The following is a 26,884-nucleotide window of genomic DNA, read 5'->3' as shown; positions in this document are numbered from 1 at the left end:
GCTGGCCGCCTCAGTGTGCGATCAGGACCGAGCATTCGAGAGCGGTCCCCAGCACATGGCGGGTCGCGCCGCCCAGGACCATTTCCCGGAACCGGCTGTGTCCGTAGCCGCCCATGACCAGAAGACCCGCACCGATCTCCTTCGCCCGTCCGCTCAGCAACTCGCCGGTCGGGCGGCCATCCTTGTGCAGGACATCGACCGCCACGGAGATGCCGTGCCAGGCCAGATGGTCGGAAAGGCATGTGATCATCGGCGCCGCCGGACCATTGACGTCATCGTCTCCGTCCACCGTCAGTATGGTGGCATTCCGCGCCCGCCGCAGGAGCGGCATGGCCCCGGCGATCGCCCTCGCCGCCTGCCGGCTGCCGTCCCAGGCGATTGCGACCGATGAAAGCGCCTCTCCATTCATGCCTGGTGCCGCCAGCAGGATCGGCTGACCGGTTTCGAACAATGCCGTCTCCAGCCGCAGGACATTGGCCGGAGCATCGAATGGCTGCGCGAACAGGAGGAGGTCGGCACAGCGCCCACGCTGAGTGAGAATATCCTCCGGCTGGCCAACCATTTCGCGCCATGTCGCTGTGATGGAACCGGACGCGATGGCGGTATCGGCGTCAGGATAGCCGACGCTGTGAATGCCGGCGGTCGCAACCGCGGTGTCGAAGCTGTGCCTTGCGTGCGATGCCCGTTCCTGGTCCGCCTGCTCCGCCTCCCGGATCAGGCGTTCCAGCATGTCGGCTGAGAAGCCCTCGGCAACCGGTGGAATGGCTACCCGCGGGTCGGGCCGAACGTGGAAGGCATCAACATGCCCATGGAACAGCTTGGCGAGGGTAAAGGCGGCGTTCAGCGCCCGTTCGTCGGCGGCGTCACCATCGAGCAGGACAAGAATATGCTTGATCATGAACCGTCTCCTGCAGCGGAGGATAGGTTCCGTACCGTCGCGCCAAAAATCGCAGCCCACCTTGATCCAGGTTAACCTGATCGCCCCCGACGGTGAATCTTCAGTCAATCGCGAACGGGTTTATCCAGGTTAAGGCGGTGTTTTGCCTGGGCGCGAGTATACCGCTTTCCGCTCACGGGGGAGGACGTGGCCATGGGACAAAAACCTCAGAACCGCCGCACGGTCATCGATGGCAGCCTGCAACCGGAACGGCGAGACCGGCTGATCCAGGAGAAGGAGCACGACCCCTACAAATCGGACCTCAAACCCGCCGATCCCAGCGTCTGTTCACGCTGCCACGCGGTCTACGAGGACGGTCGCTGGCGGTGGGGAGCAAGGCCCGCCGATGCGACGGAGACCGTCTGCCAGGCCTGCCAGCGCATCGAGGAGCGGATCCCGGCCGGCATCCTGACGATGAGCGGCGCCTTCGTCCAAGCCCATCGTGCCGAGATCATTGCGCAGGTCCGTCATCAGGAGAAACTCGAGACCGCCGACCATCCGCTCAACAGGATCATGGACATCCACGACACCGCCGACGGGATCAACGTGACGACCACGGATCTTCACTTGCCCCGGCGTATCGCCGAAGCGCTCGCTCACCATCACCACGGTGAAGTGACGTGGAAGTACGCCGAGGGCGAGTGCTTCCTCAGGGTGAATTGGCACGCCGATTGAGACGCGGACCGGCTCGGAGCGGAGTTGCAGGGAGCGGGGCTTCTCAGGCGATGCGGACCAGGTGGCGTGGGCCGGTCTTGCCTGCGCCACCTGGTCACGGCCATTTGGTCACGAGGGGCCGATGGGTGATGATATGGGCGATGATCCATGGCATCGGCCGGATGCGTTGTGCCAGGCGCCCCCGCACCATGTGTCCGGCTCCAACCCCGGAGGCGGCGGCAGGAATGCGGACTGGGGCGCCGGCGTCTCGGACATCTCCGCCAGATCGGCCAACCGCGGCCAGTCCATGACGCGCAGTCGTCCCTTGGTGAAGGACAGTAGTTCGGCTGCCCGCATTTCCTTCAAGGTCCGGCAGACATGAACCGAGGTCAGGCCGGTCGCGTCGGCGATCACCGTCTGGCTGATCGGGAGCGCGAACTCATCCACACGGGCGTCATCCACACAGGCGCCGGTCTCCCGGTTCTGGCGTTGGCACAGCGCGACGAGCAGGCGGGCGATCCGCTCGGTCGCGGTGCAGGTGCCGAGCCCGCCCAGCAGACGCCAGTCCGAAATCGTCTCCGCCGCCAGAAGCGACCACATCCGCAACGTCAGTTCCGGTGCGGTCTGGCAGAACCGCATCAACGACTGGCGCGGGATCGGACAGGCGGTGAGATCGGTCAGCGCCTCCACCGTGCAGGGCATGCAGCCGTCGGCGGTCGTCTCGAACCCGACCATGCTTCCGGGCATGGCGAAGCGAAGCACCTGGCGGCGCCCGTTCTCGTGGAAGACGGACACCGCTGCCCAGCCGCGGCGAATGATGAACACCATCTCGCTGCCATCCCCTTCGGCGAAGACGCAGCCGCCCGCAGGCACATGCCAGAGCGGGTGCTTGATGGTGCCGAGCGCCTGGAGTTGCGCGTCGGAGGCGCTTGCGCATAGCCCGTCGCGTCGAACCGGGCAGGATTGGCATTCGGGCCGCATGGGACGCCTTTCTCGCATGTGCCTAATGTCTCGGCTCGCTCATGCGCCTGCCCGGCCCGGATCCTCCGGTTCCCGATCACACCATGTTTTCCCGGCGCCGCGCCGGCTTGGAAGTGGCGAAAGCCCTTGCGACGGCGAACGGCCGGCCGCTATCGCGGGTCCGGGAACTCGCTGTCGCCAATCAGGATGCAGTACACCTGTTCGACACGGCCGGACAGTGCATGGCGCGCCTCTCCCATCGTATTGCTTTCCTGGGAGAACCAGGCAAATGCCTGGAGCAGTTCCTCACGGCTCGCTCCGGTTTCCAGAATGGCGGCGATGCTGGCATTGTCGATCCGGCCGACCGTCTCCACGATGTCCTCGGAAGTAAGCCGCTGGCTCAGAGGCTTCATGCCTGAGGGTTCCATGGCGACTTCCTCCTGGATGGCTGGCTGCGGGAGTGTTGGCTCGGATCATTAGACCGCAAGACTTCGGGTCGCCGCTTGATCCAGGTTAACGCCGGGACTCCTGGAGCCGCCAGAATGGCTGCCAGCGCGCTGTGCATCCCAGGTGGCTGATCTGCTCGTTACGATCGAGGTGACGGCCGCTGACAGGTGGCAACCGACAGGAGGAATGCCATGCAATTCCCGGTGCAGATCACCTTCGACAATCTGGAACCGTCGCCCGCCCTGGAGACGGTCGTGCGGGAGCACGCCGCCAAGCTGGAGCGGTTCTTCGACCACATCATGGCGTGCCATGTGACCATCGACGCGCCGCACCGGCACCAGCATCAGGGCAAGCTCTATGCGGTGCGGATCGACCTGACCGTGCCGGGGGAAAAGCTGGCCGTGCGTCACGCGAAGCCCGAGGACCACGCTCACGAAAATCCGAGAGTCGCCGTGCGCGACGCGTTCGACGCGGCCCGCCGGGAGTTGGAGGATTACGCGCGCCGCCGCCGGGCGGACGTGAAGACGCATGTGGTTCCCTTGCACGGCCGCGTGGTCCGCCTGTTCGCCGAAGACGGCTACGGCTTCATCGAAACGACGGACGGGCAGGAGGTCTATTTCCACCGCAACAGCGTGGCGGACGGGTCCTTCGATGCCCTGAAGGTTGACCAGGAGGTCCGCCTGAGCATCGCCGAAAAGGAAAGCGCCCAAGGCCCGCAGGCGACCACGGTCACCCCGGTCGGCAAGCATCATGTCGTCGGCTAGCGACCCGTCACGCCCGCGAGCACGAGGCGAACCCGCCATCCGGCCATGCTGCGCCTTTGGGACAAGGAGGCCGGAACAAGGAGGCCGGATATGCCGGACGCCACATACATCCGCTGGTTCTCCGACCTTGGTCGCGACGACGTCGCCCTGGTCGGCGGCAAGAACGCGTCGCTCGGTGAGCTGTACCGCCACCTGAAGCCGCTGGGGGTCGAGGTGCCCGACGGGTTCGCCCTGACCGCGGCGGCCTTCCGCGATGCGCTGACCGCGGCCAAGGCGTGGGAGGACCTCCACGCGCTGCTCGACGGGCTGGATAAGAGTGACGTGGCCCGGCTTGCCCGCGCCGGAGCCCGTGCGCGCGACATCGTCTACTCGGCCGGCCTCACGCCGGCGATGGAGGCGCAACTGCGCACGGCCTTCCGCGCCCTGCTGGCCGAGTACGGGGAGGGCCTGACCGTCGCAGTCCGCAGTTCCGCCACCGCCGAGGATCTGCCGACCGCCAGTTTCGCCGGCCAGCATGAGACCTATCTGAATGTGTCCGGCGAGGCCATGCTGCTCGACGCGGTGCGGCGCTGCCACGCCTCGCTGTTCACCGACCGGGCCATCTCCTACCGGATCGACCAGGGCTTCGACCACTTCAAGGTCGCGCTGTCGGTCGGCGTGCAGAAAATGGTGCGTTCCGACCTCGCCTCGGCCGGGGTGATGTTCACGCTGGATACGGAATCGGGATTCCGCGATGCCGTGTTCATCACCGGCGCCTATGGGCTGGGGGAAACGGTCGTCCAGGGGGCGGTCGATCCCGACGAGTTCTATGTGCACAAGGCGACCTTCCGGCAGGGCCACCGCGCGGTGCTGCAGCGGCGGCTGGGCGAGAAGCAGGTGAAGATGGTTTATCGGCCGGGCCGCACGCGCGAGCCGACGCGGACCGTCCCCACCCCCGATGCCGATCGCGAGCGCTTCTGCCTGACCGACGCGGAGGTGCTGCAGCTTGCCGGATACGCCATCCGGATCGAGGACCATTACGGCCAGCCCATGGACATCGAATGGGCCAAGGACGGGCTGGATGGCGGCCTCTACATCGTCCAGGCCCGGCCGGAGACGGTCGCCTCCCAGCAGACGGCGCTGGAACTGGAGAGCTTCGTTTCGGAAGCGAAGGGCACCGTGCTCGCGTCGGGACGCGCGGTGGGCGGACGCATGGCCACCGGGACGGTGCGCGTGGTGACCGACGCCCACCATCTGTCAGCCTTCCGTCCGGGCGAGGTTCTGGTGGCCGACACCACGACGCCGGATTGGGAGCCGGTGATGAAGACGGCCGCCGCCATCGTCACCAACCGGGGTGGCCGCACCTGCCATGCCGCCATCGTCGCCCGCGAACTGGGCATTCCAGCCGTGGTCGGAGCCGATCGCGCGACGGAGGCCCTGCGCGATGGGCAGACGGTGACCGTCTCCTGCGCCGAAGGTGAAACCGGCAAGGTCTATGACGGCGCCGTGCCGTTCCGGGTGGAGCGCCTGGATCTTGGCCGGCTGTCGCGGCCGCAGACGCACATCATGGTGAACCTCGGCAATCCCGATCAGGCCTTCCAGACCGGCCGGCTGCCGGTGGACGGTGTCGGGCTGGCGCGCATGGAGTTCATCGTCAACGAGGCCATCAAGGTCCATCCGATGGCGCTCGTCCACCCGGAGCGTGTCGAGGACGCCGACGTGCGGGCCCGCATCGCCCACCTGACCCGCAACCACCCGGACGGCAGCGCCTATTTCGTGGAGCGCCTGTCGGAGGGGATCGGCACCATCGCGGCGGCCTTCTTCCCGCGCCCGGTGATCGTCCGGCTGTCCGATTTCAAGACGAACGAATACGCTTCCCTGCTCGGCGGGAGATGGTTCGAGCCGGTCGAGGAGAACCCGATGCTGGGTTTCCGGGGGGCTGCGCGCTACGCCCACCCCGCCTACGAGGAGGGCTTTGCGCTGGAATGCCGGGCGCTTGCCCGCGTGCGTGGCGAGATGGGGCTGACCAACGTGAAGGTGATGGTGCCCTTCTGCCGCCGTCTGGAGGAAGCCGACCGGGTGATCGCCGCCATGGCGCGCCACGGGCTGGAGCGCGGGCGTGACGGTCTCCAGGTTTACGTGATGTGTGAAATCCCCAACAACGTGCTGCTGGTGGATGAGTTCGCCCAACGGTTCGACGGTTTCTCCATCGGGTCGAACGACCTGACGCAACTCACGCTCGGGGTGGACCGCGACAGCCCGCTGGTCGCCTTCGATTTCGACGAACGCGATCCCGGCGTGCTGGCCTTCCTGCGCCAAGCCGTGGAGGGCGCGCGGCGCAATGGCCGGCCTTGCGGCATCTGTGGACAGGCGCCCTCCGACTATCCGGAGATCGCCGAGTTCCTGGTGCGCCTCGGCATCGACTCCATCAGCCTGACGCCGGACAGCGTGCTCAGGACGCTGCGCGCGGTCGTGGAACTGGAACGGAAACTCGGCCGCGCGCCGCGCGAGCCCGGAACGGGAGGAGTGTCATGAAGCACGTCGTCGTTTTCGCGCATCCGCGCTCCGGCAGCTTCATCCGGCAGGCGGTGGGCGCCTATGTGGACGAGTTGGAGCAATGCGGGCACGCGGTCACCGTCCGCGACCTCTACGCCATGGGCTTCAACCCGGTCCTCTCGGAGGAGGAACTGGCCGGCACGGGTCCGGTACCCGGAGACATCCAGCGCGAGCAGGACCTCATCACGGCGTCCCAGGCCGTTTCCTTCGTGTTTCCGATCTGGTGGGCCGGCATGCCGGCGATGCTGAAAGGCTATGTGGACCGTGTCTTCAGTTACGGATTTGCCTGGGAAATGCGGGGCGAGGAGGTCGAGGGCAAACTGCATGGGCGCAAGGGGCTGATCGTCACGAGTTCCGGCGCCCCGATGGCCTTTCTGGAGGCGACCGGTGAGAGGCAGGCCTTCACGGTGACACAGGACGTTGCGATCATGGGCCTGTGCGGCATCAGGGTGGTCGAGCATCTGCATTTCGACGATCTGGGGCCGCACACCACGCCGGCGCAGGTCGACGACGACATCCGCCGCATCCGCGCGGCCGTGCGCAACCATTTCTGATTGGGGCTTGCGGCTTGGCCCCGCCGGACCGCGACGGATGCCGAAGCCGCGTCTCAACCATTCCGCCGCCAATCCGTCCTAAAGCCGGTTGATTTCGAATTCCTCGCAGGAATAGCCGAGCTGGGCGGCACCCTCCTCCAGGCAGTCTCCCAGGTTGGGGATGCCGATGAGGTAATCCGCGGAACGGGCCGTATGGCGTTCCCGGGCCAGCGCCTGCGCCTCGGCCCATTCCTCCGCTGAGAAATCGCCGCGCCCCAGCCAGACCAGTGCGATCACATCGACCACCTCGTCGTCGTCGAGGCCGTCGATGGCGTCCTTCAGTTCTGCCAGGGTCGGATCGCCGGCGTAATCCTCCAGCACCGCCCGCATGCCGTCGTCGCTCGGGTTGGAGCCCTCATCCAGATCGGACGGCTCCACCTTGGCGTCGAATTCACGGGCCTTGACGATCAGAAAGCACAGCTTCTGCAATCCGACGTTCAGCTCGGGCACCGGTTCGACGGACGGGGGTTCGGCGGATGGGGCTGGCTGGGGAGGAGCAGGTTTGGCCATGGCGGTCCGGACTCCTTTGGCGGACTCCCTGAACGGTATCCGTGCAACCGCATCGGGAGAATGCCGCCATTGATCCACGGCTTCACGGTGCCGGCCTTAACCTGAGTAAAGGACAGGACGCGGACGCCCCTGCAGCCTTCAGGGGATGCGGGCGGTTCGGACCGCAGCGGGAGGTGTCATGGACGACAAGAACGACAGCGACCGCGGCGCCGACCTGCTGTTGTGGCTTGCCCTTGCCCTGTCGATCGGGGTCGGGCTGTTCCTGCTGTGGGCGCTCCCCGGCGTTCATCAGGCGCAAACGATACCCTACAGCCAGTTCCAGGAACTGCTGGATCGCGGCAAGATCGAGCAGGTCATGGTCGGAGAAACCACCCTGACCGGTACGCTGAGCGAACCTCTGCCCAACGGGTCGCGGACATTCGAGACCCTCCGTGTCGCGCCCGACATCGCCCGCGATCTCACGGCCCGTCACATCCCCTTCAGCGGCATCAGCGAGTCAAATTGGGCATCGGGCATCGTCAGTTGGTTCGGCTGGCTCCTGATTCTGTTCGCCGTGTGGAGTCTGGCCGGGATGTCCGGCATGCGGGCGGGCGGAGGCCTGCTGTCGATCGGCCGCAGCAAGGCGAAGCTGTTCGCCGAGACCGATATCTCCATCAAGTTCGATGATGTCGCCGGTGTCGACGAGGCGAAGGACGAACTGCGGGAGGTCGTGGAGTTCCTGCAGAATCCGAAGGAGTTTTCGCGCCTGGGCGCCCATGTGCCCAAGGGGATTCTGCTGGTGGGTCCGCCTGGAACCGGCAAGACGTTGCTGGCCAGGGCCGTCGCCGGCGAAGCCAAGGTTCCCTTCATTTCGACCAACGGATCGGAATTCGTCGAGATGTTCGTGGGTGTCGGGGCCGCGAGGGTGCGGGACCTGTTCACGCTCGCACGGGCGCGAACGCCGGCCATCATCTTCATCGATGAACTCGACGCGCTCGGCCGTGCGCGCGGATCATTGCCGATGCTGGGCGGGCACGACGAGAAGGAACAGACGCTCAACCAGCTTCTGGCCGAACTGGACGGCTTCGACCCCAGTGCCGGGCTGGTTTTGCTGGCGGCAACCAACCGCCCGGAAATCCTCGATCCGGCCCTGCTCCGCGCGGGGCGGTTCGACCGGCAGATCCTGGTGGACCGGCCGGAAAAATCCGGACGCGCGCAAATCCTTGCGATCCACACCAGACGGGTCCCTCTCGGCCCGGATGTGGACCTCACCCATCTGGCGGCTCTGACCCCGGGCTTCACCGGCGCCGATCTCGCCAATTTGGTCAACGAGGCGGCGATGATCGCCACGAGGCGGGACGCCGACGCCGTGTCGACCGAGGATTTCGAGGCCGCCATCGAACGGATCGTCGCCGGATTGGAGAAGAAATCCCGCATTCTCAGCCTGCACGAACGATCCATCGTCGCCCACCACGAGATGGGGCACGCCCTGGTCGCCATGGCGATTCCCGGCACCGATCCGGTCCAGAAGGTATCGATCATCCCGCGCGGCATCGGGGCGCTCGGCTACACCATCCAGCGCCCGACGGAGGATCGCTTCCTGATGGGCCGCCACGAGCTGGAAGACAAGATGACCGTCCTGATGGCCGGCCGGGCGGCGGAGCAGATCGTGTTCGGCGAGGTATCGACGGGCGGAGCCGACGATCTGGCGAAGGTCACTGACATCGCCAGGGGCATGGTGATGCGGTACGGCATGGACGAAACGCTGGGGGCGGTCTGCTACGACACCGAGTCGGGCCATCTTCTCGGTCAACCCCAGGGCGCCTTCTGGCAACCCCGGCATTACGGCGAAGCGTCGGCCAGCCGCATCGATGCGGCGGTCCGCACCCTGGTCGAGGCCGCCGCGTCGCGGGCATCGGACATCTTGCGCAGGAACCACGCCATGCTGGAGCAAGGGGCAAGAAGCCTGCTGGAGCGTGAAACCCTGACCGCGGACGAACTGCCGAAGCCGCTGCCGGAAGCGGAGGGCACGGAACAAGACCCTGAAGGACAAAGCAAACAGAGCGCGGAGACTGTGCCGGATGAGTCGAAGGCTTTTGCCGAAACCCCGCGGTGCATTCTCGGCACGCAGTGAGACTTCGCACCGGTAGGCATCATCCATCCTTCGGGGAATGGCGACAAGGCAACGGCTTTAACCTGCATCAAGAGGTGGTCCCGGCAGGTCCGATAGACTGTGTCCGGCACACCCGTGATCGGAACCGACGCCATGATCAGGTCCATCGCCGACGCCACGGCAGGCGCGCAGGGGATCACCTACCCCTGGGAGCGCAGCTATCCTCCCGGATTGGACTGGCGTCGCCCGCCGCCGCCGCGGCCCCTGCCTGCACTGCTCGAGGCGGCGGCGGCGACCCACCGGGACCGGCCGTGCATGGATTTCCTCGGGCGGCGCCATTCCTTCGGTGAAACCCTCGATCTGGTCGAAAGGACCGCCAAGGGACTGCAGGAGCTGGGTGTCGGCGAGGGGACCCGGGTCATGCTTCTGCTGCCCAACTGTCCCTATTTCATCATCGCCTTCTATGCCATCCTCAAGGCTGGCGGCACGGTGGTGAACGCCAACCCGCTGAATGCCGAGTTGGAGCTTCAGCGGCAGATCGCCGACTCCGCCGCCGAAATCCTGATCACCCTCGACCTGCCAAGGTTCCAGGCCACCCTGTCGGCGGTGGGATGGCCGGGCCGGCTGCGCCGGATCATCGTCGCCTCCCTGGCGGAAAGCCTGCCCTTCCCGAAGAACTGGCTGTATCCCCTGTTGCACCGCAGGGACGTCGCCGACTTTCCGGAAGACGGACGCCATCTCTCCTTTTCCAGCCTGCTCGACAATGACGGCCGCTGTGTTCCGGTCGGCCTCGATCCGCAGCATGCGCCGGCCGTCATCCAATATACCGGCGGCACCACCGGACTGCCCAAGGGGACCGTCCTCACCCATGCCGGCCTCTTCGTGAATGCCTGCCAGTGCCGGGACTGGCTCACCGGAAGCGCTGCGGAACAGGAGCGCCTCCTTGCCGTGTTGCCGCTGTTCCATGTCTTCGGCATGACCGCGGTGATGAACTTCGGCATCGCGCTCGGCGCCGAACTGGTGTTGCTGCCGCGGATCGACGTGCGGGAGATTCTTGCCACCATCCAGAACAAGCGCCCGACCATGATGACCGGCGTTCCCCGGCTTTTCCAGGCGCTGATCGACTGCCCCACCGCAGCTCTCCATGATCTGTCGTCGCTGCGGCTGTGCATCTCCGGCGGCGACAGCCTGCCGCCGCTGCTGCAGGAGCGCTTCCATGCGATGACCGGCAGCAGGCTGGTCGAGGGGTACGGCCTGACGGAGGCATCCCCCGTCGTCACCTGTACCCCCTACGAAGGCGCCACCAAGCCCGGTTCGGCCGGGCTGCCCCTGCCGGGGACCATCGTCGAGATCGTGTCCGTTGAAGACGGCACGACGCCCCAACCGGTCGGCAGGGTTGGGGAAGTGTGTGTCAGCGGTCCGCAGCTCATGGCCGGCTATTGGAGCGACGACGAAGCGACCGCGAAGGCGATGGCCGGCGGACACCTCCACACGGGCGACATCGGCTTTCTCGACGAGGACGGCTATCTCCACATCGTAGATCGGCTGAAGGACCTGATCATTGCCGGCGGGCAGCATGTGTATCCGCGCGTGGTCGAAGCCGCGATCCGCGAACACCCGGCGGTGAGCGATGTCGCCGTGATCGGCGAACCCGATCCGGTGCGCGGCCAGACGGTCAAGGCGTTCGTCGTCGTGAAGGCCGGCGCCGGGCTGTCGGCGGAGGACCTGCACAGCTTCCTCGTTCCCCGCCTGTCCCGTTTCGAACGGCCGTCGACGATCGAGTTCCGATCGGCCCTGCCCACGTCGATCATCGGCAAGATCCTGAAACGCGATCTGCGCAGCGCAACCGAGCCGCCGAGGCCGCCCGGCCTGTGAACCGGCATGGAACGAGGGACACAGTGAACCGCACCGGGTTTTCCGGTGGCTGCTTGTGTTGAGTCACGCCGCCTTCCTGTCCTCGTCGAACGCGTAACGGCGGCGAGCCATGGCACCTCCGGGGTGCGGCTACCTCTTTCGATAGCGTGCCGAATCCCCAGAAGGTGCCAGGTCATTCAGGATGAAACTTTGTTCTCGGGTATGATGGTTTATTCTTCAGTGTGAGACTTTATTCCCCGTGAACACCAATCCTTTTCAAGCGGTCTCTTACTCCACAGTCACGCTCTTCGCCAAATTCCGCGGCTGGTCCACGTCCGTGCCCTTCAGCACCGCCGTGTGATAGGCCAGCAACTGCACCGGAATGGCGTACAGCAGCGGCGCCACCAGCGGGTCGCAGGCAGGAAGCTCAACCGACCAGCGGACCTTGTCCTTCAGCTTGTCGATGCCCTTCCGGTCGGCCAGCAGGAGGACCTTGCCGGAGCGGGCGCAGACCTCCTGCACGTTCGACACAACCTTCTCGAACAGGGCGTCGGACGGCACCAGCACGATCACCGGCACATTGTCGTCGATCAGCGCGATGGGGCCGTGCTTCAGCTCGCCGGCGGCGTAGCCTTCGGCGTGGATGTAGCTGATTTCCTTCAGCTTCAGCGCGCCTTCCAGGGCCAGCGGATACATGGCGCCGCGGCCGAGATAGAGCACGTCGCGGGCTTCCGACACCTCCTGCGCCAGCTCCTTCAGCCGCTCGTCATGGGCCAGCACGTCGGCGGCGCGGGCCGGGACCTCGCGCAGGGCGTGGGCGATCTGCTGCATCCGTTCCTGGTCGATGGCGCCGCGGGCGCGGCCGACGGTGACGGCAAGGCAGGCCAGCGTGGTCAGCTGGGTGGTGAAGGCCTTGGTCGAGGCGACGCCGATCTCCGGACCCGCCATGGTGTAGAGCACGGCGTCGGATTCGCGGGCGATGGTGCTTTCCGGGGCGTTGACGATCGACAGGATCTTCTGGCCCTGGCGCTTGCAGTAGCGCAGCGCTTCCAGCGTATCCAGCGTCTCGCCCGACTGCGAGATGAACAGCGCGATCCCGCCCGGCGGCAGCGGAGCCTCGCGGTAACGGAACTCCGAGGCGATGTCGACCTCGACCGGGATGCGGGCCAGCGTCTCGAACCAGTATTTGGCGACGAAACCGGCGTAATAGGCGGTGCCGCAGGCGACGATGGTCAGCTTGCTGGCGCCGGCCAGATCGAAGGGAAAGTCCGGCAGGGAGAAGGTGCCGGTTTCCGGGTTGATGTAGGCATTCAGCGTGTCGCCGATGACCTGCGGCTGCTCGTAGATTTCCTTGAGCATATAGTGGCGGTAGCCGTCCTTGCCGATCAGCGCGCCGGACACCGCGGTGGTCCTCACCGGCCGTTCCACCACCGCATCGGTGGCGTCGTGGACGATGGCGGCGGTGCGGCTGACCTCGACCCAGTCGCCGTCCTCTAGATAGCAGATGCGGTTGGTCAGCGGCGCCAGGGCGAAGGCGTCGGAGGCCAGATACATCTCGCCCTCGCCATAGCCGACGGCCAGCGGCGTGCCGTGGCGGGCGCCGATCATCAGCTCGTGCTCGCCGGCGAAGATCAGCACCAGGGCGAAGGCGCCGGTGAAACGCTTGAAGGCGGCGGCCGACGCCTGGACCGGCGTCATGCCGTGCTGGTCCAGGTAATAGGTGACGAGATGGACGATCACCTCGGTATCGGTCGCGCTTTCGAAGACGTAGCCGTGGCCGGTCAGCTCGTCCTTCAGTTCCTGGTAGTTCTCGATGATGCCGTTGTGGACGACGGCGACGCGCTTGGTGGCGTGCGGGTGGGCGTTGTTCTCCGTCGGCCCGCCATGGGTGGCCCAGCGGGTATGGCCGATGCCGACCGTGCCGGACAGCGGCTGGTCGCGCAGCTTCATGTCCAGGTTGCTCAGCTTGCCCTCGGCGCGGCGGCGCTCGATGTGGCCGTTCACCAGGGTGGCGACGCCCGCGCTGTCATAGCCGCGGTATTCCAGCCGGCGCAGGCCTTCCACCAGCCGGGGGGACGCGTCGTGAATGCCGTTGATGCCGATGATGCCGCACATGGACCTGATGCTCCTGAATAGATGCCGACCGGAGAGAAGACCCGAACCGACCTTACGCCTTTTTCGCTTTCTCGTTTTGCTTCCGTTCGCGGAAGCGCTGTGCCCAGCCGGCGTACAGCTTCTGGCTGCCGCGGGCGACCACCAGCGCATCCGCTTCCACCGCCATCGTCACCACGCTGCCGGCGCCGACGATGGCGCCGTCGCCGATGACGACCGGGGCGACCAGCGCACTGTTGGAGCCGATGAAGGCCCCGGCGCCGATATCCGTCCGGCTCTTGGTGAAACCGTCGTAATTGCAGGTGATGGTGCCGGCGCCGATGTTGGCCTTGGCGCCGACGCGGGCATCGCCGATGTAGGTCAGGTGGTTGGCCTTGGCCCCGGCTTCGATCACCGCGTTCTTCACCTCGACGAAGTTGCCGATGTGGACGTCCGGACCGATCTCCGCACCCGGACGCAGGCGGGCGTAGGGGCCGATGACGGCGCCGCTGTCGATGCGGACGCCTTCCAGATGGCAGTAGGGCTTGATCTCCACCCGGTCGCCGACCGTCACGCCGGCGCCGAAGAAGCAGCCGGGCCCGACCACCACGTCGCGGCCAAGCCTGGTGTCGACGCTGAGGAAGGTGCTGTCGGGATCGATCAGGGTGGCGCCGTTGTCCATCGCGGCCTTGCGCAGGCGGCGCTGCAGCAACTTCTCCACCTCCGCCAGTTCGGCGCGGGAATTGACGCCGACCACCTCGGCCGGGGCGGCCTCCACCACGGCGCAGGCCATGCCGGCGCATCGCGCGATCTGGACCACGTCGGTCAGGTAATATTCCGACTTGGCATTGTCGTTGCCGACGCTGCCGATCAGGTCGAACATGCGGGCGCCGTCGAACGCCATCAGGCCGGCGTTGCACAGGGTGACCGCGCGCTCCTCCTCGCTGGCGTCGAGATATTCGACGATCTTCTCCAGCCCGCCGCGGGCGTTCAGGATCAGCCGGCCATAGGCGCCGGGATCGTCGGGGCGCATGCCCAGCACCACCACTGCCGGATCGCTCGCCTGCCGGCGCGCCTGGACCAGTGCGCGCAGCGTGTCCGGCGTGACCAGCGGCGTGTCGCCGTACAGGACGATGACGTCGCCGGTGAAGCCCTCCAGCAGGCCGAAGGCGGCGCGCACGGCGTCGGCGGTGCCGCGCTGCTCATGCTGGACCGCGGTGGGGTAGGGGGCGACGGCGGCGGCCACGCTGTCCATGCCGGGGCCGACCACGACCACCACATGGTCGGGATCCAGTGTCTTCACCGCGGCCAGCACATGCCCGACCATCGGCCGGCCGGCAACCCGGTGCAGCACCTTGGGCAGATCGGATTTCATGCGCGTGCCCTTGCCGGCGGCGAGGATCACGCAGGCGAGCGGACGATGGGCCATGGTGGTGTTCCTGGTCGAGCCTTGTGTGGAGGGGGAAACCGGTCGCAAATGGCGTCGTACTTGAGCCGGGAAAGGTTAAGACATCACTGCCGGAAAGGACGACGCTTCTTCCGGAGTGGGCGCCGCACCATCGGCAATTCCGAGAGTGGTGTGCCACAGCACGCCGGGGAAGCCCAAGTCAACTTTTGTTTCAATCTGCAATAAACAAATGTTTCCAACGGGTTACCTGCCCAATTTTTCTGTGTGTACCGCCGGAGGCTTTCCAGCTTCGCGATGGCAGCGTTCGCCCTTTGTCGCCGGTCCGCCCGACGTGTGTGGATTTCGGGATTTTTCAGTGACATGTGCCCGGTGATGGCCGCGTTCTCCAGAGCCGAACAGCCGGTCTGCGCCGGCAGCGAGGCAGAAGCTTTCCGCAAGCCATGGAAAACGGAACCCTTCACCTCCGGATGAGCTTTGATTGCCAAACATAGGGCGTTGGAAAATCCCATTCTGTTCCAGGGCTGTCCGGAAGCGGGGTTGACCAGTATTGTTACGGAGGTAGCGTTTCTCTTCCACTCCGTCAACTCGACCTTTAGGTCCGCGTGACACGGTACCCACAGCCGGCTATCGGTCTTTTTCTGGGTAACCTGGATCTCGGGGCCGTCATAATCATCCGACCGCATCCTGATGAGGTCCGATGACCTCCGGCCGGTGTGGAGCGCCAGAACCGCGGCCCGGCGCATAGGCTCCTTGAAATGGACGATGGCGAAGTGGGCGAAGGCGAAACCGCCCGCCCGGTCCAGTCGCCGGGTCGCTTTTTCAATTGCGGTTTGTCTGTATCGGCGCAAATCGCCGAAAGACTGGCGCGATGCCGGCCATGGGCAGCTCGGCGTAAACAAAAGATTGGTGTGCTTGCGTTGCGAACTGTTCTCATAAGCGGAAAATTAACGGAGGCCGGGGTAGAATAATTGCAATGTCGGGAATTTGGTAACCGCTGCGATGATCTCCGCCCGCACTCCAGGAAACTTCGATCATGCCACGGGCGATGCCCGTCGCCTTAACATGGCCGGACTGCTTTTTGTCGCCATGGTTGTGATGACCATTTCGTTCGTGCTGTTCATGGCACTGGAGACGGCCCGTCGGATCGACATGGCCACGGCGGAGCGGACGAAGGACGAGATCGCCGACGCGGTCGCGGACCTCGGCGCCGCGATGGGAAAGAAGGCCGAGGAATACAGCCTGTGGAACGATGCCGTCGACCATCTGGTGGTCGGCTACGACCCCGTCTGGGCCAACGCCAACGTCGGCCCCTATGCGGAGCGGCTGTGGGGGCTCGACCGCTCCTATGCCTGGAATGGCCGTGACGGGCTGATCTATGCGTCGAAGGACGGCGCCCTGCGCGACGATCTGGACGCGGCGACCAGCGAGGCTGCCGATCTGCGGCCGGTTCTGGCGGCGGCGCGCGCCACCGGAAAGCCGGTCAGCGGCATCGTCCATATCGGGCAGATTCCCTTCGTCTTCGGCGCGCGGGTGATCGAATACGAAACTGGACACGCCCCGCTGCCGCCGAATCCCGACCGGCCGGTTCAGGTCTTCATGACCAGGCTCGACTCGGAGCTGGCGAAACTCGCAAGCTCGCGCCGGATCGCCGATCTGCACGTGGCTGCGGCCGACGGACCTGCACTGATGGAGGTCGTCAGCCTGCCGCTGGAGAGCATCGCCGGGCAGCGGTTCGGCGTGCTGACCTGGACGCCGGAGCAGCCCGGCCACACCCTTGTCCGCGAGACGGCGCCCTATGCCGGCGGCTTCGCGCTGGCGCTGCTGGCCCTGCTGTTCCTGTTCAAGCGCGTGCTGCAACGGTTGAAGCGGCAGGAACCGCTGCGCCTCAGCGAGGCCCGACTGGCCCAGGCGCAGGGGGTCGCAAAGCTGGCCTACACCGTCCATCTGCCCGACGACCTGGTGGAGGTCTCGGCCAATTTCCGCGAACTGGTCGGCGTGGACCCGAATGGCCTGAACCCGACCGGCTCGGTCGGCGGGGCCGAACGGCTCACCGTCGGGCAGCATCTCGACCGGGTGGTGCCGGAACAGCGGCCGGACGTGCAGGATGCCTACCGCAGGGCCTGGGCCGAGAACGCGCGGTTCGACATCGAATACCGCGTCACCCGGCCCAACGGCGACCATCTGGACCTTCAGGAGGTCGGGGAGCCCTTCCATGATGCCGGCGGCCTCGTGCTGGGGCTGATCACCGCCATCCAGGACGTCACCGCGCGCCGCCGGGCGGAGGAGACGATCCGCCATCAGGCCAATTACGATGCGCTGACCGGGCTGCCCAACCGGCCGCTGTTCTATGACAGGCTGCGACAGGCGCTGCGGCGGGCGGCGCGCGACCGGACCTGCATGGCGCTGCTGTTCATCGACCTGAACCGCTTCAAATGGGTCAACGACACGTTGGGCCACCAGACCGGCGACGTGCTTCTGCGCGAGGCGGCGCACCGGATGGCCGCTTGCGTCCGCGGGTCGGAGACCATCGCCCGCATCGGCGGCGACGAGTTCACCGTCATCCTGTCGCAGGTCGGTGACCGGGCAGAGGCGGAGACGGTGGCCCGCCGCCTGCTCGAAAGTCTGGGCGAACCCTTCCACATCGCCGGCCAGACCCTGCACATCTCGGCCAGCATCGGCGTCACCTTCGCGCCGGAACAGGGGACCGACCCCGAACTGCTGGTGAAGAACGCCGATGTCGCCATGTATCAGGCCAAGCGGCAGGGGACGGCCAACTGGACCTTCTATGATCCGGCGATGGACGCCGACGCGCTCGACCATTTGCAGATGGAGAACCTGCTGCACGACGCGGTGGCCAAGGGCCAGCTGGCGCTGTTCCTCCAGCCGGTGGTGGAGGTCGGCAGCGGCCTGCTGGCCGGCGCGCAGGCGGAGGTGCGCTGGAACCACCCCGACCGCGGTCTGCTGCCCCCCATCGACTTCCTGCATCTGGCCGAGGCGAACGGGCTGATCCTGCAGATCGGCGCATGGCTTCTTGATGCCGGCTGCCGGCAACTGGCGGGCTGGCCCGACCGTGGCGCCGCCGCGCTGCGGCTGACCGTGCCGGTGTCCACCCTGCAGCTCAAGCATTCCGGCTTCGGCGATCAGGTCACCGGCTGCCTCGCCCGTCATGGCGCGTCGCCGGACCGGCTGATCCTGGAACTGCCGGAGGCCGCCATGCTGGCGCCGTCGGCGGAGATGACGCGGACCATGCAGTCGCTCAGGACGCTGGGTGTCACCTTCTCCGTCGGCGGCTTCGGCACCGGCTATGCATCGCTCGGCCATCTGAGGCGGCTTCCGGTGGAATTCCTGAAGATCGACCAGGGCATCCTGCAGGACATGATCCGCAATCCCGCCAACCAGGAGACCGTGCGCGCCATCGTGGCGCTGGCCCGCAGCATGGACCTGACGGTGATCGCCGAAGGGGTCGAGACGGGAGAGCAGCACCTCCTGGCCGAAGAGGTCCGCTGCGGCTTCGCGCAGGGGGCTTTCCTCGGCCGGCCCATTCCGGCAGAAGCGTTCGATCCTGCGTCCAAGCCGGCGTTCGGCCCGGTGACGGCGGCTTCCGCGGGCGGGAGAGGCGAGTCGCTGTGTCCTGTCGGCGATGGAGAGAGCTGACAAGCCGCGATCGGACTGCTTTTCGCGCAATACGCATCACTCCGTCGGGCGTCTTCGGCTTATCGGCGGGGAGGCGGTGCCCGAAAACCGGTTCCTGTCCGGCAATGTCCCGGACAATGCGCCGCATTTGCGACAAACCCTCCGCATCACACTAGGATGTCCGCACTAAGCATATTAGAATATTCACACGAAGATGGATGCCTGAAGGTCGGCAACCCGGCGGTTTGAAGGGGAGCGGCAGGTGGAGGAACCCAGCGCCACGACGACGATCGCAACGGCACTCGCGGGCGGTGTCGGGCTGCTGGCGCTGGTGACGCTCGTTTACGGGACGATCCTGTATCGGATGGAGGAACGGCCCCGGGTCCGGCAGCTTTGCCTGGGGCTGCTGTTCGGCCTCGGCGGGGTGGCCGCCATGCTGCAATCGGTTCCCATCTCTCCCGGCGTTTTTCTGGACGTGAAGGCGGTGCCGGTCGCGCTGGCCGCTCCCTTCGGTGGACCGCTGGCCGCCGTGCTCGCCGCCGGGATCGTGTCGGCGGTCCGCATCGCGATCGGCGGCGCCGGGACGCTTCCGGGGGTGCTCGGGATCCTGCTGGCGGCGTTGGTCGGTCTGCTGCTCCGGCGGCTGGTGCCGGATGCGGAGTGGCGAAACACCAGACCGCTGCTGATCCTCGGCCCGGTTGCGTCATTCCACCCCCTCAGCATCTTCGTGCTGCCGTGGGAGGTCGCGCTGCCGGTCTTCATCGAAGGCGGGATTCCCGTCGCCCTGTTCACGATGGCAGGCATCCTGCTGCTGGGCACGATGCTGGCGCGCGAACGCCGCCGCGTCGACACCGAGCATATGCTGCGCAACGCGGCGTTGAGCGATCCGCTGACCGGACTGGCGAACCGCCGGGCCTTCTTCGCTTTCATCGACCGGGCCGTGGCCGGCGCGCTGCGCCACGACACGCCGGTGTCGCTCCTGATGCTCGATATCGACCATTTCAAGGAGGTCAACGACAGCCGCGGGCACGATGCCGGCGACGCCGTGCTGGTGGCGCTCAGCCGTCTGCTCCAGTGCAGCGTGCGGCAGAGCGACCTCGTCGCCCGTTTCGGCGGCGAGGAGTTCGCCATCCTGCTGCCCAATGCGCCGGGCGATGGGGCGTTCCAACTCGCCGAACGGCTGCGCTGCGCCGTGCGCGACATGAGCATTCCGCAGGACGGCACGATCCTGCATGTGACCGTCAGCATCGGCCTGTCGACCCTGACCCCCGACATCGGCCGGGCCGACGCCATGATCAAGGCGGCCGACATGGCGCTCTACCGCGCCAAGCAGGGCGGCCGGGACCGGGTCTGCCGCCATCGGGAAAGCGGCGTGAAGGAGCCGGTGCCGGCTGCGGAGTGAAGAGTCCGCCGTACTTTCTTTCGGACGATACGGGGATGTCCCCGGCCGAACCGGGGTAGCGGCGCGGAGCGATGGATCACTGGCTGCGTGCACATGCAGAATGCACATATGAGAGCCGTATAATATAGGCACCCTGCCGATGCCATCCGCGTCGGCACCATTGGGAGGGTGCGGTCATGGCGTGGGATCAGGCGCAGAAACACGGCGTGTCCGGTCGGCGGATCACGGGCAGCCCGCATCGCGATCTTCTGTTCGGCGGCAGCGGGGACGACACGATCACCGGCAATCGCGGCAACGATTATATGGAAGGCGATGGCGGCAGTGACCGTTTCGTCCTCAAGCCCGGTGACGGTTGGGACTGCATCGGCGATTTCCAGGGTGGTGCGGGCGGCGACCTGCTGGACCTGCAGGGCTGGGGCGGCATCGGCAGCCTGGAGGATGTGCTGGCCCATTCCCATCAGGATCGCGACGGGCTGGTCCTCGATTTCGGGCCGCGCGACGGGGTCAAGCTGATGGGGCTGACACGGAACGACCTGAGCGCCGACAATCTGCTGCTCAAGACCAGCCATGTCAGGGCCGATGCCGTCTTCGCGGCCGTGGACACCGGTCATGGCGATGAGCTGTGGGGAACCGACGGCCACCGGACTTTCCTTCTGCGGGACATCGCTCCGGGTGCGGCCTCGTCGGACCCGCGGGACTTGGTCCGCCTGGGCAAGCGTGTGTATTTCAGCGCGAATGACGGGGTGCATGGCCGCGAAGTGTGGACGACCGACGGAACGCCGGGCGGGACCCGCATGGTGGCCGACATCAATCCGGGGGCGACGGGCTCGTCGCCGACGGCGCTGACCGTTGCGGACGGCAAGCTTTTCTTCCGGGCCGACGATGGCCGGCACGGGACCGAGCTGTGGGTCAGCGACGGCACCGCTGCCGGGACGCACATGGTCAAGGACATCGGTGACAAGTCGGCCGGTTCCTCTCCGGGCAATCTGACGGCGGTGGGTGACGAGCTGTTCTTCTCCGCCACCGACAGCGATCACGGCATCGCGCTGTGGCGCTCGGATGGAACGGCGGCCGGAACGGTGCTGGTGAAGGACTTCTATCCCGGAGCGGTCGATCCGCCGATCCCGGTGCCGTTGCCGATCTTTCCCAACCATTTCACGGCGGTCGACGACCGGCTGTTCCTGACGGCGTGGGACGGCACCGGCTCCTACAGCCAGCTGTGGGTCACCGACGGGACGGAGAAGGGCACGGTCAAGCTGCGCGAAGGACTTGGTGAGAATGTGAGGATCGGGCGCACGGTGTCTCTGGTCGCCGCGGGAGATACGCTGTTCTTCAACAGTGGCAACGATCTGTGGAAGAGCGACGGCACACCGAATGGCACGGTCCTGGTCAAGGCGTTCCCATCATCTGGCCTTTCCGGTCCCAATCAGTTCCTTGCCGTCGACGACCAGGTCGTCTTCAACGCCCGCACTGAGCAGAGCGGCTACGAACTCTGGATCTCGGACGGGACGGAGCAGGGAACGCACATGGTCAAGGACATCGCGCCCGGCAGCGCCAGCGCCGCCATCGGAAACCTGACCGTCGCCGATCACAGGCTGTTCTTCACCGCGGATGACGGCGTGCATGGCAACGCCCTGTGGAGAACCGACGGCACCGAGGCCGGCACGCGGATGGTCACCGACAAGACCCACCGTACGACCTGGACCCAGCCCACCGGCGTGGATGCGGTCGGCGACCAGCTGTATTTCAGCGCGACGGACTCCACCCAGGCCGGTGCCCTGTTCCGCATGGATGTGGACAGCGGCGTGGTGAGGGAACTCGCCAGCTCGCAGCCCTTCACCCTGTCCAGCGGCGGCTTGCAGATCGTCGGTGTCTGAGCCGTCCCCGGCGGGTGCCCGTCACAGCAGGGGGCGTCGCAGCAGGGGGCATCACAGCATGGGAATGTCGCTGCCGCCGTTCACGATGTCGACGGTGCCGGAGATCAGGTTCTGCGCATAGAGTGCCTCCAGGTCGATGCCGCCGGTGGGGCGCACCGGGCGGATGGCGCGGATCCAGCCGGCGATCGCCTGTTCCTGGCGGCGGCGGATTGCTTCGGCCTCCTCCACCGTCACGGCCTGGAAGGACAGGCTGTCGCCGGGGCGCAGGCGGCCGGCGCGGGCCAAGTCGGCGGAGATCACCGTGGCGATCTTGGCATAGCCGCCGGCGGTCTGGTGGTCGTTCAGCAGCAGGATCGGCTGCCCGTTGCCCGGCACCTGGATGGAGCCGGTGACCAGCCCGTCGGACGGAATGTCGGCGCTTCCGCGATGCGCCAGCGCCGGCCCCTCCAGCCGCAGGCCCATGCGGTCGGCCTGTTTGCCGACGCGGTAGGTCGCCGACAGGAAGGTCTCCACCGCGGCGTCGGTGAAGCGGTCCTCCTGCGGCCCCAAAACGACCCGCAGCGGACCGGCGCCATAGTCGGGCGGCTGCGGCAATTCGACGTCGGAACCGTCCGGGGCGCTGTCGCAGACCAGAGGCAACCGGTCGCCCTCGGCCAGCGGCCGCCCGCCGAGCGGACCGATGCCGGCGCGCACATAGGTGGACAGGCTGCCAATCACCGGCGCCAGCGCGAAACCGCCGGCCACCGCCACATAGGCGACGGAGGCGCCATCCACCGCGCCCAGCCGCAGAACGTCGCCCAGCCGCAGGGTGTGGCTGCGGTGCGGGGCGAGCGGCTGCGGGGCATCTCCCTCGCGCTCCAGTGTCAGGGCCAGCGGTCCGACGGCGGCGATGCGGACGGAGGGGGCGTCCACCCGCAGGGCAGGGCCGAGCAGGGCAATCTCCAGCCCGGCGGTTCCCTGAGGATTCCCGACCAGCGCATTGGCCAGCCGCAGCGCCACCGGGTCGAGCGCCCCGGCCACCGGCATGCCCAGCTCCTGATAGCCGAAGCGGCCCAGATCCTGGATCGTCGCGAACACGCCCTGCCGGACCACCGTGAGACAGGCGGCCATCATGCGGCCCTCAGGCCGGCGGGGTCGAAGCGGCCGGCGCTTGCCGCTTCGGCGATGGCGTCGAACGCCGCGCGGTCCACCGCGTCGAAGCGCACCCGGTCGCCGGCCGCCAGCAGCACCGGGTCGGGCCGGTCGCCGTCATAGAGCGGCACCGGGCAGCGGCCGATCAGGTGCCAGCCGCCGGGGCTCTCCCAGGGGTAGACGGTGGTCAGCCGGCCGGCGATGGCGACGGAGCCGGCCGGCACCCGCACCCGCGGCTCGGTCCGGCGCGGCCGTTCCAGCTCGGCCGGCAGATCGCCCATGTAGCCGAAGCCCGGCATGAAGCCCAGCATGTAGACGAAATACTCGACCGATCCGTGCAGCGCCGCCACCCGCTCCGCCGTCAGGCCCAGCGTGTCGCACAGTTCCGCCAGATCGGGGCCGAGGTCGGGGTCGTAGCAGACCGGCAGCCGCCACAGCCGTCCCTCCGCCGGGGCGGCGTCGCTGCCGGCCAGCGCCGCCTCGACCGCCGCCTGCATCTCGCGGCGGCTGGTCGTGACGGGATCATAGACCACCAGCAGCGAGCGGAAGGTTGGCACCGTTTCCACCAGTCCCAGCGGCGGCGCGGCCTTCAGCCGGGCGTGCAGGGCCATGACGCGGGCGTTGGTCGCCCGGTCGATGGTCTCGCCGAACTCGACGTTGAAGGCGGTGTCGCCGGCGCTGGTGAAGCGGACTTGCACGTTTTCCTCGTTACCCGATCATCATCGACGGCAGCCAGGACACCAGCCCGGGGAACACCCACAGCAGGACCACCATCACCACCATCAGCAGGAAGAAGGGCAGGCTGGCCTTGCCGATGGTGAAAATGTCCTTGCCGGTCATCGCCTGCAGCACGAACAGGTTGAAGCCCACCGGCGGGGTGATCTGCGCCATCTCCACCACGATGATGATGTAGATGCCGAACCACAGAAGGTCGATCCCCGCCTGCTGGACCATCGGCAGGATCACCGAGGTGGTCAGCACCACCATCGAGATGCCGTCGAGGAAGCAGCCCATCACGACGAAGAAGGCGGTCAGCGCCACCAGCAGCGCCGCCGGGGACAGCTGCATGGTGGTGATCCACTCAGCCAGCAGGCGCGGGATGCCGGTATAGCCCATCGCCACCGTCAGGAAGGCCGCGCCGGCCAGGATGAAGCCGATCATGCAGGAGGTGTGGGCGGCGCCGAACAGGCTGTCGCGGAAGGTCGTCCAGTTCAGCGTGCCGGTCACCAGCGCCAGCACCAGAGAGCCCAGGACGCCGATGCCCGCCGCCTCCGTCGGGGTGGCGATGCCGACATAGATGGAGCCCAGCACCGCCGCGATCAGCAGCATAACCGGGATCAGCGCGCCGGTGTCGCGGATCTTTTCGGCGAAGCTCTGCGAGGCCTCCGGCGGCGGCACCCGGCCGGGGTTCAGCAGCGACCAGCCGCCGACATACAGCATGAACAGCCCGGTCAGCACGATGCCGGGAATGACGCCGGCGATGAACAGCCGGGCGATCGACACGTCGGCGGCCACGCCATAGACGATCATGATGATCGACGGCGGGATCAACAGCCCCAGCGTGCCGGCCCCCGCCAGCGACCCCAAGGTCATCATCGGATCGTAGCCGCGCCGGTTCAGCTCCGGAATGGTCATGCGGCCGATGGTGGCGGCGGTGGCGGCGGACGAGCCGGACACCGCGGCGAAGATCGAGCAGCCGATGATGTTCACATGCATCAGCCGGCCGGGCAGCCAGCCGGTCCAGGGCGCCAGACCCTTGAACATGTCGGACGAGATTCGGGTGCGGAACAGGATCTCGCCCATCCAGATGAACAGGGGCAGGGCGGTCAGCGTCCAGGAGGTGCTGGCGCCCCAGACGTTGGTCGCCATCACCATGCCGACCGGCCTTGCGGTGAACAGCGCCATGGCGACGAAGCCGACGCCGGCCAGCGCCAGCGCCACCCAGACGCCGGCCCCCAGCATCAGGAACATCGTCACCACGACGACGATGGATGCGGTCGTCTCGTCCATCGCTCAGCCCTCGCTCTGCATGCCGGCATGCTGGTAGGAGGCGTCACGCCCCTGCAGCACGGCCAGCAGATCGTCGATCAAGGCGATGACCAGCACCACCAGCCCCGCCGCCATCAGCGCCTGCGGGATCCACAGCGGGATCGGCAGCACGCCCTGGCTGAGGTCGCCGAAATCGTAGGAATCATAGGTCATGCGCACCCAGTACCAGGCGAAATAGGCGCTGAGCGCGGTGGCGAAGCCCAGGCACAGCAGCTCCATGACGCGGCGGGCGGGACCGTTCAGCCGCTCCACCAGCACGCCGACGCGGATATGGGCGCCGCGGCGCAGCGCCGGCCCCAGCATGAGGAAGAAGGACGCGGCCATGCAGTAGCCCGCCAGCTCGTCGGCGCCCGGCACCATGCGGTCGAACAGGCGGCTCGCCACCTGGGTCACGATCAGGACGGCAATGGCGGCGAGCGAAACCGCGCCCAGAATCTCGGCGGTTCGGTAAAGGATGGACAGTGCGGTGCGCATGGCGCAACCACCTCCTGCGGTCGGTCGTGACGAAGGGGCGTCAGGAATGGAGAGGCCCGGCCGGCCGCCCTTGCTGATGGCTGCCGGCCGGGTTCTCGTCTCTCAACTCGGAGCCTTACTTGCGATAGGCGGCGATGATGGCCTCGCCGTCTGCGCCGGCCGACTTGATCCATTCCTCGGTCATCGTCTTGCCGATGGCGGACAGGCCTTCCTTCAGCTTGTCGGACGGCGGCAGCACCTTCATGCCGTTGTCCGACATGGTCTTGTTCAGCTCGGCCGTCTTCTTCTCCCACTCGGCCCAGCCCTTGGCCTCGGCCTTCGCCGCGGCGTCCTGGATCGCCTTCTGGGTGTTGGCGTCCAGACCCTTCCAGACTTCGGAATTGACGAACACCATGTTGCGCGGCAGCCAGGCCTGGACGTCGTAATAGACCTTCACGAAGTCCCAGGCCTTGGTGTCGACGCCGGTGGCGGCCGAGGTGATCATCGCGGTGACGATGCCGGTGCCGAAGGCCTGCGCGACCTCCGCCGCCTCGATCTTCACCGGAATGGCGCCGGACAGTTCGGCGATGCGGGTGGTGGCCGGGTTGTAGGCGCGGAACTTCTGGCCCTTCAGCCCCTCGACCGACTGGATCTCGTCCTTCACATACAGGCCCTGCGGCGGCCACGGGATCGAATAGAGCAGCTTCAGGCGCTGGCGCTCCAGCTTCTTTTCCAGAAAGGGCTTGGAGACGTCGTACAGCTTGTGCGCGGCCTTGAAGTCGGTGGCGAGGAAGGGCACGGAATCGAGTCCGTAGAGCGGATCCTCGTTGGCCCAGGAGCTGATCAGCACCTCGCCCAGCTGGGCCTGACCGGACTGGACCGCGCGCTTGATCTCCGGATGGCGGATCAGCGAGCCGTTGGTGTGGACGGTGATGCTGATCTTGCCGTTGGTGGCCGCCTTCACGTCGTCGGCGAACTGCTTCACCACGACGGTGTGCAGGTTCGTGTCCGGATAGGGGGTCGGCATGTCCCAGGTCTCGGCCGCGGCGGCCAGCGGCCCGGCGGCGACGACGCCGAGGCCGAGCAGGCTGGCGACCACCGGACCGGCGATCCGGCGGGTGAGACGGGATTGCAGCGTGTCAGCGGTCATGATGTTCGGAAGCTCCCTGTTGTTGGCCGATGCGGCACCCGCCGGCCTTATGGCCGGTCGGACGGGAGCGGAAGCCGCATCACCGGCCCGGCCGCCCCCCTGATCCCGCCCTGCTTCGGACTCCAAAGGTTCACCGTTCCGGACCTTCCGTCAAATCTCCTGTGAGGAATGCGGGAAAAAAAGTCAGCGCTGCCCGCCGCTTATTGGCTGCAACGCATCCGCCGGTCAGTAGATCAGCTCGTTCTCGCCGCTGCCTTCGGCCAGGACCAGTTCGCCGCGGGCGGCAAGGTCCTTCGCCAACTGGACCATGTACATCTGCGCCTCGTCCACGTCGCGGACGCGCA

20 protein-coding genes and 2 pseudogenes are annotated in these 26,884 nt (G+C 66.9%); 10 read left to right on the top strand and 12 right to left on the bottom strand.

The genetic code is table 11. From position 1 onward, the window contains the following. Positions 1 to 10: 10 nt before the first annotated feature. Positions 11 to 898: a universal stress protein gene (locus TSO5_RS18740; protein ID WP_109152969.1), complete on the bottom strand. Its 888-nt coding sequence runs from the start codon at positions 896 to 898 to the stop codon at positions 11 to 13. Between the two features lie 192 nt (positions 899 to 1,090). Here TSO5_RS18740 and TSO5_RS18735 point away from each other — a divergent pair, with 192 nt between their 5' ends. Next, entirely contained in the window at positions 1,091 to 1,612 is a 522-nt protein-coding gene (locus tag TSO5_RS18735; RefSeq protein ID WP_109152968.1) for a BCAM0308 family protein, read from the top strand. A 108-nt stretch (positions 1,613 to 1,720) separates the two neighbouring features. Here the strand turns inward: TSO5_RS18735 and TSO5_RS18730 are convergent, their stop codons facing one another. After that, on the bottom strand, positions 1,721 to 2,572 hold the full coding sequence (locus TSO5_RS18730) for a Crp/Fnr family transcriptional regulator (protein WP_158282449.1): 852 nt from the start codon (positions 2,570 to 2,572) through the stop codon (positions 1,721 to 1,723). Positions 2,573 to 2,601: 29 nt separating this feature from the next. Between TSO5_RS18730 and TSO5_RS18725 the strand changes: the two are divergent. Next, a pseudogene (locus tag TSO5_RS18725) lies at positions 2,602 to 2,700 on the top strand (IS5/IS1182 family transposase); the annotation flags it as partial. 21 nt (positions 2,701 to 2,721) lie between these two features. Here TSO5_RS18725 and TSO5_RS32305 read toward each other — a convergent pair. Beyond that, positions 2,722 to 2,964, bottom strand: coding sequence for a hypothetical protein (locus TSO5_RS32305; RefSeq protein ID WP_146203803.1), 243 nt, complete (start codon positions 2,962 to 2,964; stop codon positions 2,722 to 2,724). A 225-nt stretch (positions 2,965 to 3,189) separates the two neighbouring features. Here TSO5_RS32305 and TSO5_RS18720 point away from each other — a divergent pair, with 225 nt between their 5' ends. From TSO5_RS18720 to TSO5_RS18710, 3 genes are all read left to right on the top strand, one after another. Next, positions 3,190 to 3,762 (top strand): HPF/RaiA family ribosome-associated protein, encoded by a 573-nt coding sequence (locus TSO5_RS18720; RefSeq protein ID WP_109152966.1) that lies wholly within the window; start codon positions 3,190 to 3,192, stop codon positions 3,760 to 3,762. Between the two features lie 90 nt (positions 3,763 to 3,852). Continuing rightward, on the top strand, positions 3,853 to 6,276 hold the full coding sequence (ppsA, locus tag TSO5_RS18715; RefSeq protein ID WP_109152965.1) for a phosphoenolpyruvate synthase: 2,424 nt from the start codon (positions 3,853 to 3,855) through the stop codon (positions 6,274 to 6,276). Further along, positions 6,273 to 6,851, top strand: a complete 579-nt coding sequence (locus TSO5_RS18710; protein WP_109152964.1) for an NAD(P)H-dependent oxidoreductase — start codon at positions 6,273 to 6,275, stop codon at positions 6,849 to 6,851. The genes ppsA and TSO5_RS18710 overlap by 4 nt, the downstream gene beginning before the upstream one ends. Positions 6,852 to 6,929: 78 nt before the next feature. On the opposite strand, the gene TSO5_RS18705 is transcribed toward TSO5_RS18710, so the two are convergent. Then, entirely contained in the window at positions 6,930 to 7,400 is a 471-nt protein-coding gene (locus tag TSO5_RS18705; protein WP_109152963.1) for a DUF3775 domain-containing protein, read from the bottom strand. A gap of 178 nt (positions 7,401 to 7,578) precedes the next feature. On the opposite strand from TSO5_RS18705, the gene ftsH reads away from it, so the two are divergent. Continuing rightward, complete coding sequence (gene ftsH / locus TSO5_RS18700) at positions 7,579 to 9,513, top strand: ATP-dependent zinc metalloprotease FtsH (RefSeq protein ID WP_109152962.1); 1,935 nt, start codon at positions 7,579 to 7,581, stop codon at positions 9,511 to 9,513. 132 nt (positions 9,514 to 9,645) lie between these two features. Then, the gene (locus TSO5_RS18695; protein WP_109152961.1) at positions 9,646 to 11,367 is read left to right on the top strand and encodes a long-chain fatty acid--CoA ligase; all 1,722 of its coding nucleotides are present in this window, start codon (positions 9,646 to 9,648) and stop codon (positions 11,365 to 11,367) included. Between the two features lie 267 nt (positions 11,368 to 11,634). Here TSO5_RS18695 and glmS read toward each other — a convergent pair whose 3' ends face one another. Further along, on the bottom strand, positions 11,635 to 13,461 hold the full coding sequence (glmS, locus tag TSO5_RS18690; protein WP_109152960.1) for a glutamine--fructose-6-phosphate transaminase (isomerizing): 1,827 nt from the start codon (positions 13,459 to 13,461) through the stop codon (positions 11,635 to 11,637). Positions 13,462 to 13,513: 52 nt separating this feature from the next. Further along, positions 13,514 to 14,866: a bifunctional UDP-N-acetylglucosamine diphosphorylase/glucosamine-1-phosphate N-acetyltransferase GlmU gene (glmU, locus tag TSO5_RS18685; protein WP_109152959.1), complete on the bottom strand. Its 1,353-nt coding sequence runs from the start codon at positions 14,864 to 14,866 to the stop codon at positions 13,514 to 13,516. A gap of 1,074 nt (positions 14,867 to 15,940) precedes the next feature. On the opposite strand from glmU, the gene TSO5_RS18675 reads away from it, so the two are divergent. The 3 genes from TSO5_RS18675 to TSO5_RS18665 all read left to right on the top strand — a co-directional run bounded on the left by TSO5_RS18675 (position 15,941) and on the right by TSO5_RS18665 (position 21,757). Then, positions 15,941 to 18,499, top strand: coding sequence for an EAL domain-containing protein (locus TSO5_RS18675; protein WP_158282448.1), 2,559 nt, complete (start codon positions 15,941 to 15,943; stop codon positions 18,497 to 18,499). A 241-nt stretch (positions 18,500 to 18,740) separates the two neighbouring features. Beyond that, positions 18,741 to 19,880: a diguanylate cyclase gene (locus tag TSO5_RS18670; protein ID WP_109152957.1), complete on the top strand. Its 1,140-nt coding sequence runs from the start codon at positions 18,741 to 18,743 to the stop codon at positions 19,878 to 19,880. Positions 19,881 to 20,056: 176 nt separating this feature from the next. Continuing rightward, entirely contained in the window at positions 20,057 to 21,757 is a 1,701-nt protein-coding gene (locus tag TSO5_RS18665) for an ELWxxDGT repeat protein (protein WP_158282447.1), read from the top strand. 51 nt (positions 21,758 to 21,808) lie between these two features. Here the strand turns inward: TSO5_RS18665 and TSO5_RS18660 are convergent, their stop codons facing one another. From TSO5_RS18660 to TSO5_RS33355, 6 genes and pseudogenes are all read right to left on the bottom strand, one after another. Continuing rightward, positions 21,809 to 22,870 carry a biotin-dependent carboxyltransferase family protein gene (locus TSO5_RS18660; protein WP_247870822.1) on the bottom strand — a complete coding sequence of 354 codons (1,062 nt, stop codon included), beginning with the start codon at positions 22,868 to 22,870 and terminating at the stop codon, positions 21,809 to 21,811. Beyond that, on the bottom strand, positions 22,867 to 23,586 hold the full coding sequence (pxpB, locus tag TSO5_RS18655; RefSeq protein WP_109152955.1) for a 5-oxoprolinase subunit PxpB: 720 nt from the start codon (positions 23,584 to 23,586) through the stop codon (positions 22,867 to 22,869). The genes TSO5_RS18660 and pxpB overlap by 4 nt, the downstream gene beginning before the upstream one ends. A 10-nt stretch (positions 23,587 to 23,596) precedes the next feature. Then, positions 23,597 to 24,898 (bottom strand): TRAP transporter large permease subunit, encoded by a 1,302-nt coding sequence (locus tag TSO5_RS18650; protein WP_109152954.1) that lies wholly within the window; start codon positions 24,896 to 24,898, stop codon positions 23,597 to 23,599. 3 nt (positions 24,899 to 24,901) lie between these two features. After that, positions 24,902 to 25,411, bottom strand: coding sequence for a TRAP transporter small permease (locus tag TSO5_RS18645; protein WP_109152953.1), 510 nt, complete (start codon positions 25,409 to 25,411; stop codon positions 24,902 to 24,904). Between the two features lie 115 nt (positions 25,412 to 25,526). After that, the gene (locus TSO5_RS18640; RefSeq protein WP_109152952.1) at positions 25,527 to 26,540 is read right to left on the bottom strand and encodes a TRAP transporter substrate-binding protein; all 1,014 of its coding nucleotides are present in this window, start codon (positions 26,538 to 26,540) and stop codon (positions 25,527 to 25,529) included. 225 nt (positions 26,541 to 26,765) lie between these two features. Then, positions 26,766 to 26,884: pseudogene (locus TSO5_RS33355) on the bottom strand (flagellar motor switch protein FliG); the annotation flags it as partial.

Origin of the sequence: Azospirillum sp. TSO5 (assembly GCF_003116065.1) — a bacterium.
Taxonomy (GTDB): Bacteria; Pseudomonadota; Alphaproteobacteria; order Azospirillales; family Azospirillaceae; genus Azospirillum.
This window is presented reverse-complemented; position numbering and strand designations above follow the sequence as displayed.

Coding starts and splice junctions, on each gene's coding strand:
- TSO5_RS18740 (WP_109152969.1), bottom strand. CDS start 898: ATGATCAAGCATATTCTTGTCCTGCTCGATGGTGACGCCGCCGACGAA.
- TSO5_RS18735 (WP_109152968.1), top strand. CDS start 1,091: ATGGGACAAAAACCTCAGAACCGCCGCACGGTCATCGATGGCAGCCTG.
- TSO5_RS18730 (WP_158282449.1), bottom strand. CDS start 2,572: ATGCGGCCCGAATGCCAATCCTGCCCGGTTCGACGCGACGGGCTATGC.
- TSO5_RS32305 (WP_146203803.1), bottom strand. CDS start 2,964: ATGAAGCCTCTGAGCCAGCGGCTTACTTCCGAGGACATCGTGGAGACG.
- TSO5_RS18720 (WP_109152966.1), top strand. CDS start 3,190: ATGCAATTCCCGGTGCAGATCACCTTCGACAATCTGGAACCGTCGCCC.
- ppsA (WP_109152965.1), top strand. CDS start 3,853: ATGCCGGACGCCACATACATCCGCTGGTTCTCCGACCTTGGTCGCGAC.
- TSO5_RS18710 (WP_109152964.1), top strand. CDS start 6,273: ATGAAGCACGTCGTCGTTTTCGCGCATCCGCGCTCCGGCAGCTTCATC.
- TSO5_RS18705 (WP_109152963.1), bottom strand. CDS start 7,400: ATGGCCAAACCTGCTCCTCCCCAGCCAGCCCCATCCGCCGAACCCCCG.
- ftsH (WP_109152962.1), top strand. CDS start 7,579: ATGGACGACAAGAACGACAGCGACCGCGGCGCCGACCTGCTGTTGTGG.
- TSO5_RS18695 (WP_109152961.1), top strand. CDS start 9,646: ATGATCAGGTCCATCGCCGACGCCACGGCAGGCGCGCAGGGGATCACC.
- glmS (WP_109152960.1), bottom strand. CDS start 13,461: ATGTGCGGCATCATCGGCATCAACGGCATTCACGACGCGTCCCCCCGG.
- glmU (WP_109152959.1), bottom strand. CDS start 14,866: ATGGCCCATCGTCCGCTCGCCTGCGTGATCCTCGCCGCCGGCAAGGGC.
- TSO5_RS18675 (WP_158282448.1), top strand. CDS start 15,941: ATGACCATTTCGTTCGTGCTGTTCATGGCACTGGAGACGGCCCGTCGG.
- TSO5_RS18665 (WP_158282447.1), top strand. CDS start 20,057: ATGGCGTGGGATCAGGCGCAGAAACACGGCGTGTCCGGTCGGCGGATC.
- TSO5_RS18660 (WP_247870822.1), bottom strand. CDS start 22,870: ATGATGGCCGCCTGTCTCACGGTGGTCCGGCAGGGCGTGTTCGCGACG.
- TSO5_RS18650 (WP_109152954.1), bottom strand. CDS start 24,898: ATGGACGAGACGACCGCATCCATCGTCGTCGTGGTGACGATGTTCCTG.
- TSO5_RS18645 (WP_109152953.1), bottom strand. CDS start 25,411: ATGCGCACCGCACTGTCCATCCTTTACCGAACCGCCGAGATTCTGGGC.
- TSO5_RS18640 (WP_109152952.1), bottom strand. CDS start 26,540: ATGACCGCTGACACGCTGCAATCCCGTCTCACCCGCCGGATCGCCGGT.